At 72.5% G+C, this 12,816-nt stretch carries 12 protein-coding genes; 7 read left to right on the forward strand and 5 right to left on the reverse strand.

Annotation, left to right across the window (positions count from 1 at the left end; translation table 11 throughout):
• Window positions 1-17: 17 nt before the first annotated feature.
• On the reverse strand, window positions 18-1,421 hold the full coding sequence (locus OG588_RS18105) for an ATP-binding protein (RefSeq protein ID WP_398850592.1): 1,404 nt from the start codon (window positions 1,419-1,421) through the stop codon (window positions 18-20).
• The gene (locus tag OG588_RS18110; protein ID WP_019056609.1) at window positions 1,418-2,122 is read right to left on the reverse strand and encodes a response regulator transcription factor; all 705 of its coding nucleotides are present in this window, start codon (window positions 2,120-2,122) and stop codon (window positions 1,418-1,420) included. Before OG588_RS18110 ends, OG588_RS18105 begins: the two co-directional genes overlap by 4 nt.
• A gap of 121 nt (window positions 2,123-2,243) precedes the next feature.
• Between OG588_RS18110 and OG588_RS18115 the strand changes: the two genes are divergently transcribed.
• Window positions 2,244-2,786, forward strand: a complete 543-nt coding sequence (locus OG588_RS18115; RefSeq protein WP_405948201.1) for a hypothetical protein — start codon at window positions 2,244-2,246, stop codon at window positions 2,784-2,786.
• A gap of 36 nt (window positions 2,787-2,822) precedes the next feature.
• On the opposite strand, the gene OG588_RS18120 is transcribed toward OG588_RS18115, so the two are convergent.
• Both OG588_RS18120 and OG588_RS18125 read right to left on the reverse strand, forming a co-directional pair.
• Window positions 2,823-3,695 (reverse strand): spermidine synthase, encoded by an 873-nt coding sequence (locus OG588_RS18120; RefSeq protein ID WP_405948202.1) that lies wholly within the window; start codon window positions 3,693-3,695, stop codon window positions 2,823-2,825.
• A gap of 142 nt (window positions 3,696-3,837) precedes the next feature.
• Window positions 3,838-4,272, reverse strand: a complete 435-nt coding sequence (locus OG588_RS18125) for a hypothetical protein (RefSeq protein ID WP_405948203.1) — start codon at window positions 4,270-4,272, stop codon at window positions 3,838-3,840.
• Window positions 4,273-4,543: 271 nt separating this feature from the next.
• Here OG588_RS18125 and OG588_RS18130 point away from each other — a divergent pair, with 271 nt between their 5' ends.
• The gene (locus OG588_RS18130) at window positions 4,544-6,007 is read left to right on the forward strand and encodes a hypothetical protein (protein WP_405948204.1); all 1,464 of its coding nucleotides are present in this window, start codon (window positions 4,544-4,546) and stop codon (window positions 6,005-6,007) included.
• A gap of 116 nt (window positions 6,008-6,123) precedes the next feature.
• Here the strand turns inward: OG588_RS18130 and OG588_RS18135 are convergent, their stop codons facing one another.
• Complete coding sequence (locus tag OG588_RS18135) at window positions 6,124-6,720, reverse strand: histidine phosphatase family protein (RefSeq protein ID WP_405948205.1); 597 nt, start codon at window positions 6,718-6,720, stop codon at window positions 6,124-6,126.
• Window positions 6,721-6,928: 208 nt separating this feature from the next.
• On the opposite strand from OG588_RS18135, the gene OG588_RS18140 reads away from it, so the two are divergent.
• The 5 genes from OG588_RS18140 to OG588_RS18160 all read left to right on the forward strand — a co-directional run bounded on the left by OG588_RS18140 (window position 6,929) and on the right by OG588_RS18160 (window position 12,550).
• Complete coding sequence (locus OG588_RS18140; RefSeq protein ID WP_405948206.1) at window positions 6,929-7,930, forward strand: phosphatase PAP2 family protein; 1,002 nt, start codon at window positions 6,929-6,931, stop codon at window positions 7,928-7,930.
• Window positions 7,881-9,026: a hypothetical protein gene (locus OG588_RS18145; protein WP_405953152.1), complete on the forward strand. Its 1,146-nt coding sequence runs from the start codon at window positions 7,881-7,883 to the stop codon at window positions 9,024-9,026. The genes OG588_RS18140 and OG588_RS18145 overlap by 50 nt, the downstream gene beginning before the upstream one ends.
• The gene (locus OG588_RS18150; protein ID WP_405948207.1) at window positions 9,017-10,615 is read left to right on the forward strand and encodes a hypothetical protein; all 1,599 of its coding nucleotides are present in this window, start codon (window positions 9,017-9,019) and stop codon (window positions 10,613-10,615) included. The genes OG588_RS18145 and OG588_RS18150 overlap by 10 nt, the downstream gene beginning before the upstream one ends.
• On the forward strand, window positions 10,612-11,952 hold the full coding sequence (locus OG588_RS18155) for an AAA domain-containing protein (RefSeq protein ID WP_405948208.1): 1,341 nt from the start codon (window positions 10,612-10,614) through the stop codon (window positions 11,950-11,952). Before OG588_RS18150 ends, OG588_RS18155 begins: the two co-directional genes overlap by 4 nt.
• 226 nt (window positions 11,953-12,178) lie before the next feature.
• Complete coding sequence (locus OG588_RS18160) at window positions 12,179-12,550, forward strand: hypothetical protein (RefSeq protein WP_405948209.1); 372 nt, start codon at window positions 12,179-12,181, stop codon at window positions 12,548-12,550.
• Window positions 12,551-12,816: the final 266 nt, after the last annotated feature.

Raw genomic sequence — 12,816 nt, forward strand, 5'->3', positions numbered from 1 at the left:
GCGATCTTAGGGTGCGCTTAAGGGAGGGATCGGGAGCGGTTAAAGGTAGAGACCAATTTCCCGCGCCGACGCCGTCGTACGGCTCCCCGATGCCCGTTGCGCTCCGGCTCCCGCCCATCCAGCTGGATCCAGATCCGCACCTCGGTGCCGCCGAGCATCGAGGACCCGATGCGGACGTCCCCGCCGGTCGACTCCGCGAGCCGACGCACGATGTCCAGGCCGAGCCCGGTCGACCCGGCGCTGCCGGAACCGCGCCCGCGGGCCATCGCCGCCTCGGGGTCGCGTATGCCGGAGCCCGCGTCCGAGACGAGCACGATCACCGCGTCCTCGCTGTTGTGCACGTCGACCGCGAAGGCCGTGCCCTCGGCGGTGTGCCGGAACACATTGCCGAGCAGCGCGTCCAGGGCCGCGACCAGGTCGGCGCGGGCCACGGGTATGCGCACCGGCCGCTCCACCCCGGCGACCCGCACCTTGCGGCCTTCGTCCTCGGCGAGCGCGGACCAGAACCGCATCCGCTCACGCACCACCTCGGCCGCGTCGCACCCGGCACCGGGCCCGGCCGCCACGGTCTGCGGCTTGGCCTCGCGCGCGGTCCGGATGATCGTGTCGACCTCCCGCTCCAACTGCGCGACGGCGGTCCGCGTCTGCTCGGCGGCGGGCCCGTCCCCGAGCGAGGCCGCGTTGAGCCGCAACACGGTGAGCGGCGTCCGCAGCCGGTGCGACAGATCCGCCGCCAACTCCCGCTCATTGGCGAGCAGTTGTACGACCTGGTCGGCCATGGAGTTGAACGCGACCGCCGCCAGCCGCAGTTCGGTCGGCCCCTCCTCGGGCACCCGTGCCCCCAGCTTCCCCTCCCCCAGTTCGTGCGCGCCCTCGACGAGGCGCTGCGCGGGCTGCACCATCCGTACGCCCAGCCGGTCGGCGACCGCGACGGACCCGACGATCAGCGCGATGCCGACCCCGGCGAGCACCGCCCAGGCAGTCCCGACGCCGTTGCTGACCTCGGACTCCGGGACGTAGACCTCGACGACGGATATCTCGCCGGAGCTGAGCGCGACCGGCTGGAGCAGGACGGAGCCGCCGGGCACCTCGGTGGTGGAGGCGCGGCCCAACTTCCGTACGGTCGCGATGTCCTTGCCCGCGGCGCGCTGCAGCCCGATGTCGAGGGCGGCTTTCCCCTCCCCCGCCGGTATGTGGACGGCCATCCCGGAGTCCGCGCCCGCGGAGGCGACGACCTTCTCCAACTGGTCCCGGTCCGTGGTGATCGACAGTGCGGGGGCGACGGCGGCGGCCTCCCGCTCGGCGTTCGAGAAGGCGCGGTCGCGGGCCATCTCCTTGATGACCAGGCCCAGCGGCACCGCGAAGGCGACGACGACCATCGCCGCGATCGCCAGACAGACCCTGACCAGCGCCCACCTCATCGCAGCGACTCCGCTCCCGGTGGCTCCAGCTTCACGCCGACACCCCGCAGGGTGTGCAGATAGCGTGGCTGCGCCGCCGTCTCCCCCAACTTCCTTCGCAGCCAGGACAGATGGACGTCGATGGTCTGGTCGTCGCCGTAGGACTGCTGCCACACCTCGGCGAGGAGTTCCTTGCGCGGTACGACGACTCCGGGGCGGCCCGCGAGGAAGGCGAGGAGGTCGAACTCGCGCCGGGTGAGGTCGAGTCGGACGCCGTCCAGCTCGGCCTGGCGGCGCAACGGGTCGACGGTGAGGCCGCCGACGCGGATCACCGTGGACGGGGGTGCCTCGCCGGTGGTGGCACGGGAACGTCGTAGAACCGCGGACATGCGGGCGGAGAGATGGTCGACCGAGAAGGGCTTGGTGAGGTAGTCGTCCGCGCCCGCGTTGAGCAGCCGGACGATCTCGCTCTCGTCGTCCCGAGCGGTGGCGATGATCACGGGTACGTCAGTGATCCCGCGCAGCATCTTCAGTGCCTCGGACCCGTCCAGGTCGGGCAGTCCGAGGTCCAGGATGACCACGTCGAAACGGAAATGGGCGACCTCGCGCAGCGCCTCAAGTGCCGTACCGACACTGCGCACCGTGTGCGCGGCATCGGTCAGATGCCGGATGAGGGCGGAGCGTACGAACTGGTCGTCCTCGACCACGAGCACACTTGCCATGCGCCGCACCGTAGCCCATGCGGGCTACGCGCATCCGGGCCTGTGGACAACTCCCCCTCTGTGGACAAGCGGTGCGGGACCGACGGGACACCTGTGGGGCGCGTGAGGCAGTATGGCGGCGATGCCCACGTTGCCCAGAGGACTCGTCAACGGATTCGTCCACGTGCTGGCCTGGTCGCTCGCCACCGGCGCGGCCGTCACGCTGTCCTGGTGGGGCGTCCACACGGTCATGACGGGCACGGCCTACGACCCGCCGCGCGCCCTGCCCATCACGGCGGCCGGCGCGACCGAGCAGGCGGCCCAGCCACCGGCCTCGGCACCGGTTCGCGCCGAGTCCCCGCCGAGCCCGACGAGCACCCCGACCCCGACCCGCACCCCCGGCCCGACCCCCACGAAGACGACGAGCACGAGCCCGTCCCCCGCCGCTTCCCCCTCCGGCCAGGTCAAGAGTTACGCCACGGACGGCGGGCGGGTGGTACTCGAACTCGACACCTCACCGGCCTATGTGACGCTCGTGTCGGCGACGCCGGGTACGGGCTGGTCGATGCAGGTGTGGAAGGAGCCCTCGTGGCTCCGGGTGGAGTTCACCAAGGGCACGGGCAAGGTGTCGGTGATCTGCACGTGGCACGACGGGGCGCCGCGGGTGGACGTCGGTAACTACTGAGTTTCCCGGGTGCGTTGCTGGGGTGCGTTGCTTCGGCTAGCGGAACACGGACGGGGGCGGTGCCGGTGAGGCGACCGCCGCGGCGTCCGTCACGGGTACGGCTCCGCCGGTGAAGTCGGTGAGTTCGCGGCCGTGTTGGAGCCGGCCAGGGTGGGGATCGGAGGCGGCGCGCCGGGTCAACTCGGCGAACGGCAGCGGGTGGTCGGAGGCGACGAGCACCGCGTTGCCGAACCGCTTGCCGCGCAGCACGGTCGGGTCGGCGATCAGCGCGCGTTCCGCGAACCGGGCGGCCACGGTGGCGATTTGGCCGCGCAGGTGGGCGAGCGGGGGTCCGTCGGCGAGGTTGGCGGCGTAGAACCCACCGGGCTTGAGGGCCCGGCGCACCTCGTCGAGAAACTCGGTGGAGGTGAGATGGGCGGGCGTACGGGCCCCACTGAACACATCCGCCACGACGAGATCGGCCCACTCCTCGGGCACCTTCGCGAGGCCCGCGCGGGCGTCGGTCGACCGCACCCGGATCCGCGCGTTCGGGTCCAACGGCAGCTCCCGCCGGACCAGTTGGACCAGCGCCGCGTCGAACTCGACGACCTGCTGGGTGGATCGGGGCCGGGTCGCGGCGACATACCGGGCGAGCGTGAGGGCACCACCGCCGAGGTGCACGACGTGGATGGGCTTCCCGGCCGGCGCGACGAGGTCGATGACGTGCCCGAGCCGGCGCTGGTACTCGAAGGAGAGATACGCCGGGTCGTCGAGATCGACGTACGACTGCGGCGCCCCGTCGATCAGCAGCGTCCAGGCACGCGCGCGTTCCCGGTCGGGTATGAGCTCGGCGAGCCCACCGTCGACGGGTTCGACGACGGCTTCGGCAGTGGCGGCACCACCACGCCGGGTACTCCTGGACTTTCCCATTGCCCCATTATCGACGGACGGGGATGGTCCGGCGCGGCATCGCGCCCCTAGGGGCGCGGGGCTGTGTCGATATGCGGCTCCGCCGCGTGGGCGCGACCAGCCCCCACCGGCCCGCGGGTCGATCACCGCCCGCCCCGCGGAGCTACCGGCAGCCGTCCGCCGCCTCGATCAACCGAGCCGCCTCACCCAGCGCGGCCCGCAGGACCTCCGGGTCGGTCGCGAGGTCGGCGTCACCGGGGGGCAGCAGCCAGTCCGAGCCCTCGACAGGCGGCTCGGGGTCAGGGGCCAGACGCAGGCCCCGGCCGTTGGTCTCCGTACACGTGCTGCCCGGCAGGTCCCACGCCGCCGCCGTGCCCGGCGGTACCAGGAAGCCGAGGGTGTCGTCGCCGTCGTCGTGCAGGACGGGGCCGACCCCGTCGCACGCCCCGCGCCGCAGGATGTCGACCGCCTCCAGGCCCTGCCGCGTCGGCACCGTCACCAGATCACAGGCCGAGTCCACGAACGGTGGCGCACTGTACTCCGCGCTCGGCATTCGAGGATCGACGCTCTGACTGGTCTCCATCCCGGTCTGCACCACGGAACCCCTCCTTGGACGAGCGGGTCGGGAGTCGGGTGGCTCCCGGGTCCATGGAGTTCAACGCGTTGAAGCGTCAACGGCTACGGCACAAGTCAGCCGCAAAGGATGGCAGTTCATGGCAGATCCCGGATGAGATATCCGGTTTGTAGCCAAACCCTGCGTGGCGGGTCATGCACAGCAGGTACGTTCTTGCCCGCTGGAAACAGGGCGTCACTCAACAAGTCACCCTGAATCCGGCATGGTTCGACGGTTCGCACGAGAGGACCCGGCCATGGCGTCGTCAATGGTGACCCCGTCCCCGCTCCCCCGACCACCGAGACCCAACCTCGCCTTCCGGCGGCTGCGCGGACCGCGCTCACCGGCGGAATTCGCCGCGGCCGTACGCCGGTCCGCGCGGGAGATCGGCGAGCGGGTCAGCTGCGACGCGCGCTACGTAGGCCGCGTCGAGGCCGGTGAGATCCGTTGTCCCAACTACGCGTACGAACGGGTGTTCCTGCACATGTTCCCCGGCCGCACGCTCGCCGACCTCGGCTTCGCGCCCCGCTCGTCCGTACGCGGACGCGGGGCGCGCGCCGCCGAGGACACGCCCCCCGCACACCTCACGAGCCCGGCCCTCACCACGGATGAGGCGGCCAGAACGGGTGAGACGCGGGACGTGTACGAGCCGTATGACACGCAGGACCCGTACGACACGCACGAGAACCACGAGGAGAGCGACGTGCTGCGTCGCGCATTCATGAGGGGCGGCACCGTCACGGTGGCCGCCGGCACGCTGGGCCCCTTGGGGCTCACCCTGGACGCCGGGGCAACGGAACGTTCCGTCCGTCGCCCCGGCACGAGCGAGGCGGGCGCCCTGGAAGAGGCCGTCCGCAGAATCCGGCTGCTCGACGACCGGCACGGCGCCGACGGCCTCTACCGGCGCGCGGCGGCCCCGCTGCGCGCCGCCTACGCCCTGCTCGACGCGGGCACCACCCGGCAGTCGGTCGCCGAGAGACTGCACTCCGGAGCGGGTGAACTCGCCATCTCGGTGGGCTGGTTGGCCCACGACTCCGGCCGCTTCGACGACGCCCGCTCGCACTACGCCGAGGCGCTCGCGACCGCCCGCCTGACCGGCGACGCCGGCCTTGAGGCACACGCCTTCTGCAATACGGCGTTCCTCGCGCGGGATGCCGGCCGGCCACGGGAAGCGGTGCGCGCCGCGCAGGCCGCGCAGCGCGTCGGACGCCCGCTGGGTTCCGCCCGCCTGATGTCGCTGCTCGCGCTGCGCGAGGCGGGCGGCTGGGCGGGGCTCGCCGACCGCACCGGCTGCGAGCAGGCGCTGGCCCGGGCGCAGGCGCTCTTCGCGCGGGGGCACTCGGACGCCGACCCGGAGTGGATGAGCTTCTACGGAGAGGCCGAGTTGGAGGGGCTTGAGGCGCAGTGCTGGTCGACTCTGGGCGACTGGCCCCGGGCGGCGCGGCATGCGCGGCGTGCGGCGCATCTTCAGGATCCGCATTTCACTCGGAACATCGCGCTGTACATGGCTGAGCTGGCGGATGACCTTGCGCGCGGCGGGCGGCCGGACGAGGCGGCGACTGCGGGGATGCGGGTGCTTGATCTTTTGGACCTGGTGCAGTCGTCGCGGATTCAGACGATGTTGGCCGGGACTGCGCGGGTGCTGTTGCCTCACCGGCGGGCATCAGGGGTGTCCACGTTTCTGGACAGGCACTCGGGGTTGCCTCGTACTGCGGCGTGAATCCTCCAAGGAATCGTTGTGACGAATCTGCCGGCCGGTGGGGGCTGGTCGCGCCCACGCGGCGGAGCCGCAAATAGACACAGCCCCGCGCCCCTATAGACAGGGGCGTCTGCCGCCTAGGGGACTAGATGACCCAGGTCGTTCCAGCTCTCGATTGCCGGGTCACCGTAGGCCCAGCCCAGGATCGACAGGGACGTCGGGTTGAGGCGTATCCGCGCCGCGAAGTCGATCGGCAGGCCGAGCCAGCGCGCGCCGATCGAGCGGAGGATGTGGCCGTGGGCGAAGACCAGGACGTCGCGGTCCTCGGACCGGGCCCAGGTGACGACCTCGTCCGCGCGGGCGGTGATCTCGGCGAGGGTCTCCCCTTCGGGGACGCCGTCGCGCCAGATCAGCCAGTCGGGGCGTACGGAGCGGATCTCCTCCGGGGTCATGCCCTCGTAGGCGCCGTAGTCCCACTCCATGAGGGTGTCCCAGGGGGTCGCGCGGTCGCCGAAGCCGGCCAGTTCGCAGGTCTCACGCGCGCGTGCCAGGGGGCTGGTGCGGACCTCCACCCCGGGGAGGCCGTCGAAGGGGGCCCGGTGCAGTCGCTCGCCGAGCACCTTGGCGCCGCGTCGGCCCTCTTCGAGGAGGGGGACGTCGGTCCTGCCGGTGTGCTTCCCGGACAGTGACCATTCGGTCTGTCCGTGCCGGGCCAGCAGGATGCGCGGTGCCATGAGGGACCCTTCCGGGAGAAAACGAGAGGCGGGTCACTCCATCATCGCGCACCCTGGAGAAGGGCAACCCGGGGGGCGATCTCTGCGTCTTTGAGGTCCGGGGGCGCCGGAAACGGGGCGCACACGTACGCCGTAAAGTGTCCCGACCGGGCTACTGGGAAGCCGGACCACGGGACAGCGCACAGCACAGAAGGGGGAGGGCGATCGGATGCCGCAGACCGAGACACCAGGCATCGAGGCGGACCGGCGAAGCCGGCTGCGCTGGTGGACCGAGCTGCCGCTGATCCTCCTGGTGTACGCCTCGTACTCGGCGGGCCGGCTGCTGGCCAGGGGCGACACGGCCAGCGCCGTGGACCACGGGCTGGCGATCCTGCGGATCGAGAAGGTCCTGCACATCAATGCCGAGCACCCGCTCAACCGCCTGTTCACGCGCGAGGCCTGGCTCGGTATCCCGGCCGACTTCTGGTACGCGTCGCTGCACTACCTGGTCACGCCCGCGATCCTGATCTGGCTGTTCAGGTCGCGCTCCCAGGTCTACCGCGCGGCCCGCACCTGGCTGATGGCGTCCACGTTCATCGGCCTGATCGGCTTCACCCTGCTCCCGACCTGCCCGCCCCGGCTGCTCTCCCCCGGCTACGGCTTCGTGGACACGATGGCCCAGTACAGCTCGTACGGCTGGTGGGGCGGCGACGCGAGCGCGCCGCGCGGCCTGGGCGGCATGACGAACCAGTACGCGGCGATGCCGAGCCTGCACTGCGGCTGGGCGCTGTGGTGCGGTGTGATGCTCTGGCGCCACGGCGGAACACGGCTGACCAAGGTCGTCGGGGTCGCCTATCCGCTGCTCACGGCGATCGTGGTCATGGGTACCGCGAACCACTACCTCCTCGACGCGGTCGCGGGCGTGGTCGTGATGGGGCTCGGGTTCCTGCTGGCGCCGCAGGTGATGAAGGCGGCGGACCGGCTCAGGGCGCGGTTCGAGGGGCGCGGATCGCTGGTAGCGGCCCGCTCCCGTGACGCCTCTCTCGACGCTTCCCGTGATGCCTCTCGGGACGCCTCTCGTGGCTCAGAAACCTCAATTGTCAGTGGCGGATGCCAGACTTCGCCGGGTGAGCGAATTCCACGGCAGCGCGAGTCACAGCTCGGTACCGGAGCCGAGCCGGGTGCCTCCCCCACGGACGCGGGGGACGGCGCTCCGGCACCGGCTCGCTGAGCTGCGCGGCCCGGACGTCCCGGCCAAGGCGCTGGACGCGCGCGCCCTCGCGGCGCTGGCGGCGAACCCGGGCTGCAAGCGACGGGCGATCCTGGACGGCGCGGGGGTGAACAAGGCGGTGCTGGCCGACGCGCTCGGCTCGCCGTCGGCCTTCGGGCAGTCGCAGTTCGCCTTCATGCGGGGCAATGCCTTCGAGGCCCGGGTCAAGGCGGACGGCGGCGCGGAGCTGCTGCGGCTGGTGCACGAGAAGCTGGACGCGGGCGCCGAGCCGCCGACCCGCGCGCGGGTGCCCAAGCTGGACGCGATCGGCCCCGAGGGACGCGCGGCCCGTACGGCGCTCGCGCTGCGCGAGGCCACCGAAGCCGCCGCCTGGACGCTGCTCGACCACCCGATGCTCGCCCTCGACGTGGCGGGCTCGCCCGCGTTCCTGGAGCCGGACGCGGTCGTCGTGCACCCGGACGGCAGTTGGACGGTCGTGGAGATCAAGTCCTTCCCGATGCTGGACGGTTCGGCGGACCCGGCGAAGGTCGGCGCGGCGGCCCGCCAGTCGGCGGTGTACGTGCTGGCTCTGGAAGAGGTCGCGGCCAAGCTGGATCCCGCTCCCCGGGTCCGGCACCGCGTCCTCCTGGTCTGTCCGAAGGACTTCTCGAACCTCCCCACCGCGTCCGCCGTCGACGTCCGTAAGCAACGCGCGGTCACCGGCCGCCAGTTGGCCCGCCTCACCCGCATCGAGGACATCGCCGACACCCTCCCCGAGGGCACCTGCTTCGCCCCCGACCGCCCGGCCGCCGAGCTGACCGCCGCCGTCGAGTCGGTCCCGGCCGCCTACGCCCCCGAGTGCCTGGCCGCCTGCGAACTGGCCTTCCACTGCCGCGACCACTCCCGCGCGTCCGGCGCGGTCACCTCCCTCGGCCGCTCACTGCGCGCCGAGTTGGGCGACCTGACGACGGTCGACGAGGTCCTGGCGGCGGCCCACGGAGAGGCAGGCGACCCGGACGACCCGGCGGTGGCGGCCCTGCGCAGGGCCGCCGAGCTGCGCGCCGAGGCCCTGGAAAGCGCGGCTGCCCCACGGCCGGAGGAGGCCCCGTGTCTCTGATCTCAACTCTCGCCCGCCTGGAGGCCGTTCACAGCGGCCGTGCCCAGCCCACCGCCACCGTCCGCCACCGGCACCTCGCCGAGCGCCCCCTCGTCCTCGTGCCGCTCACCACCGCAGGTGAGGCCGGGGCGCCCCTCGGCGCCCTGGTCGGCACGGATCGGGACGCGCCGCGCCTGCTCGTCGTACCGCAGCCGCGCGACCGGGACCTCAGGTTCACGTTCCTGGCCGAACTCGCGGATGTGGTCCTGCCGTACATCGACACGTACGCCGACGACGTGGAGGCCGCCGAGCGCAACGAGACCGATCCGGAGACCGGCAAGCGGGTCAAGGTCGAGGTCGAACTGTGTGCGGACGCCCCGCAGTTGATCGTGCCGAGCCGCGCGGGCATCGAGTTGGTACGGCTGCTCGGCCGTTCGATGCGGTTCCGCCGGACCGCCGAGCAGGACCCGGAGACCCCGCACCCGGCGCCCCCGCGCGTGCCGTTGCTCGGCCGGTGGCTGACCCACTTCGGGGAGCGGGCCCGCGTGCCCGGTTCCTCACTGCTGCTCGCGCTCACCGAGGTGCTCGGCCGGCACTGGGCCACCGGCCAATCCAGCCTGGAGGACCAGCACTTGGCCGCGCTGCTCGCCTGGATCGATCCGCCGGACGGTGTCTCCGGCGCCAAGGCCGCGCTCGACGCGGAGCTGCGGCGGGACGCGCGCGGCCAGTTGGTGTGCCCGCCGGCCGGGCCGGCCACGGACCCGGCGTTCGACAACAAGCTGCTCGCCCCCGCCATCGAGCGCTACGACCGCGCGCGTACCGCCCTCGCCGCCGCCGAGGACGGTCTGGAGGCCGACGACCGGCTCGGTGAACTCACCGCCGCCGAGCGGGAGATCAGGGCCCTCGTCGAGAGGGTCACCCGCCCCACCTGGGACGCGGTGTGGCACGGGCTCGACCTGTTGCGGGCGCTGCCGGAGGGCGCGCACGCCGTCGACCGGTGGACCCGGGACCGCTGGTCGTTCACCGGCCACCGGGACCGGATCGTCGCCGGTGAGCCCCCGCAGCCGCGCCGCGACGACGCGGTCACCGCGGCCAACAAGCTGGCCACGCGCGAGCGTGAACAGGCCCGCCTGGATGCCCAGGAGGCCCTGGACGACCCGCTGGTGATGGCCGGGCGGCGGCTCGCCGGGGAGGCATTCGCGGGCGAGGTCACGGATGTCGTCATGACGTACAGCGAGGGCAAGAGCCCCCGCCCGCGCCCCCTGGTGACCGTGCGCACGGACGACCGGCCGCATCTCGGGGAGCGGGTGAAGGTGTTCCGGTCGCTCGCCGGGAAGCCGCAGTCGGCGGAGTTCGTGGGCCACGAGGAAGAGGGCGCCCTCGTCGTCCTCCGGGTCGTCGACAAGATGGGGCGCGGCAAGGAGCCGGAGACCGGTTCCGTGCCGGAGAAGGGTGACCGGATCTGTTTCACGCTGTTCGAGCACGAGCAGCGGGGCGGCGCGAAACTGCCCGACCAGGAGGAGACACCGTGGACGCACGGGGGCCCGCCGGGTGAGGAGAGCGCCGTACAGGAGTCCGCCGACCCGGTGACCGAGGAGGACGTCCTGTGAGCGCCGACATCGTCTTCGACCCCGGTGCCGAGGCCGGCCGCGCGACCGACGCGATCCTCCGCGACACCCTGCACGGCACCGCGCGCGGAGTCGTCGTCGACTCCCCACCCGGTGCCGGCAAGTCCACGCTCGTCGTCCGCGCGGCACTCGAACTGGCCGACGCGGGGCGCCCGTTGATGGTGGTCGCGCAGACCAACGCCCAGGTCGACGACCTGGTCGTCCGGCTCGCCGAGAAGAACGGCGAGCTGCCGGTCGGCCGCCTCCACAGCAGTGACGCGGACCCGTACGACAAGGCACTGGACGACCTGCCGAACGTACGGAAGTCGGCGAAGGCGGGCGAGCTGGCCGGGCTCCCGGTCGTCATCTCCACGGCGGCCAAGTGGGCGCATGTGAAGGTGGACGAGCCGTGGCGGCACGCGATCGTCGACGAGGCGTACCAGATGCGTTCGGACTCGCTGCTGGCCGTGGCCGGGCTGTTCGAGCGGGCCCTGTTCGTGGGCGACCCGGGGCAGTTGGACCCGTTCGCGATCGTCGGCGCGGAGCAGTGGGCGGGCCTGTCGTACGACCCCTCGTCCTCGGCGGTGACGACCCTGCTCGCCCACAACCCCGAACTGCCGCAGCACCGCCTGCCGGTGTCGTGGCGGCTCCCGGCGTCGGCGGCCCCTCTGGTCTCGGACGCGTTCTACCCGTACACCCGTTTCCGCAGCGGCACGGACCACGGCGATCGGCGGCTCAACTTCGGTGTCCCGTCGGACGGTTCAGGCCCGGACCGGGTGATCGACGAGGCCGCGGAGTCGGGCTGGGGCCTGCTGGAACTGCCGGCACGCCACACGCCCCGCACGGACCCGGAGGCGGTACGGGCGGTGGCGACGGTCGTACGACGCCTGCTGGACCGGGGCGGCGCGGCCACGTCCGAACGCTCACCCGACCCCACTCCCCTCACCGCCGACCGCATCGCCATCGGCACCGCGCACCGGGACCAGGCGGCGGCGATCCGGGCGGCGCTGGGCGAGTTGGGCGTCACGGACGTCACCGTGGACACGGCGAACCGGCTCCAGGGCCGGGAGTTCGACGTCACGGTGGTCCTCCACCCCCTCTCCGGCCGCCCCGACGCCACCGCCTTCCACCTGGAGACGGGCCGCCTGTGCGTCCTCGCGTCCCGCCACCGGCACGCGTGCATCGTGGTCTGCCGGGCGGGCGTCACCGACCTCCTGGACGACCACCCGTCGACGGAGCCGGTGCAGTTGGGGGTGACGGTGAAGTTCCCGGACGGGTGGGAGGCGAATCACGCGGTGCTGGCGCATCTGGCGGAACACCGGGTGGTCTGGAGACCGTGACCGGCACGCCTGTGCGAACGCCGGGTGACGCGAGACCTTGACCTGCGGCTCCTCGGGATCCGGCCTGCGGAGTGATGAATACCGGGCTGGGCGGCTGGGCATCCAATCATGCGGTGCGGGATCCGTGCCTCGGGAGTATGCCCGGGGCCCCTTGCGCACCCGGGGGACAATGGACGGTGGTCCGCTCATGAGGCGGGTCATCCGTGACGTACGAGGAGGAGAAGACATGGCGGAGCAAACGCCGCGTCGCAACGAATCGCGGCTACGCCCCGCGCCCCTGCTCTTCGAGCCCGCGCAGGCGGCCGAGGACCCGGAGCACTTCTTCGACCTGGAGTCGATAGACGACCCCCGCGCGCTGCTGGCCCGCGCGACGGAGCTGACCCACGCGTTCCGCGCCGCGACCGACCGCGCGGTGGAGTTCCAGGCGATCGCGGCGGCACAGCTCGCCGATCCGCGCCGCTTCGACCGGCTGACGCCGGCGGACATCGCCGAGCGGGCCGAGTGGACCGAGGACTACGCGAAGAAGATGGTCGAGTTCGGCCGGGACCTGCTGCGCGGCACGGAGGGCAGGGACAGCGGGGGCGCCGACCCGGTGTGAACCGGGGGGTAGACCCGGGGAGGGATGGACCGGGGGGGCTGACCGGGGCCGGACCGGGCCCGGGGCCCGCGACTCCTGCGGCACCCGCAATGCCCGCAGCGCTCGCGGCACCCGTGGCACCCGCGGCACCCGTGGCACCCGCGGCACCCGTGGCACCCGCAACGCTCGCGACACCTGCGGCGCCCACAACATCCGCAGCGCCTCCAACGGCTCGCGACTCCCGCGACGCCCACAACACCCTCGGCGCCCTCAGCACCCGCAACGAC

It is taken from the genome of Streptomyces prunicolor (genome assembly GCF_045162825.1).
GTDB classification, from domain to species: Bacteria; Actinomycetota; Actinomycetes; order Streptomycetales; family Streptomycetaceae; genus Streptomyces; species Streptomyces prunicolor.

Excerpts from the sequence above, each read along its gene's own strand:
- OG588_RS18140 (WP_405948206.1), top strand. The coding sequence starts at position 6,929 with ATGCCGCAGACCGAGACACCAGGCATCGAGGCGGACCGGCGAAGCCGG.
- OG588_RS18110 (WP_019056609.1), bottom strand. The coding sequence starts at position 2,122 with ATGGCAAGTGTGCTCGTGGTCGAGGACGACCAGTTCGTACGCTCCGCC.
- OG588_RS18120 (WP_405948202.1), bottom strand. The coding sequence starts at position 3,695 with ATGGGAAAGTCCAGGAGTACCCGGCGTGGTGGTGCCGCCACTGCCGAA.
- OG588_RS18135 (WP_405948205.1), bottom strand. The coding sequence starts at position 6,720 with ATGGCACCGCGCATCCTGCTGGCCCGGCACGGACAGACCGAATGGTCA.
- OG588_RS18105 (WP_398850592.1), bottom strand. The coding sequence starts at position 1,421 with ATGAGGTGGGCGCTGGTCAGGGTCTGTCTGGCGATCGCGGCGATGGTC.
- OG588_RS18160 (WP_405948209.1), top strand. The coding sequence starts at position 12,179 with ATGGCGGAGCAAACGCCGCGTCGCAACGAATCGCGGCTACGCCCCGCG.
- OG588_RS18130 (WP_405948204.1), top strand. The coding sequence starts at position 4,544 with ATGGCGTCGTCAATGGTGACCCCGTCCCCGCTCCCCCGACCACCGAGA.
- OG588_RS18115 (WP_405948201.1), top strand. The coding sequence starts at position 2,244 with ATGCCCACGTTGCCCAGAGGACTCGTCAACGGATTCGTCCACGTGCTG.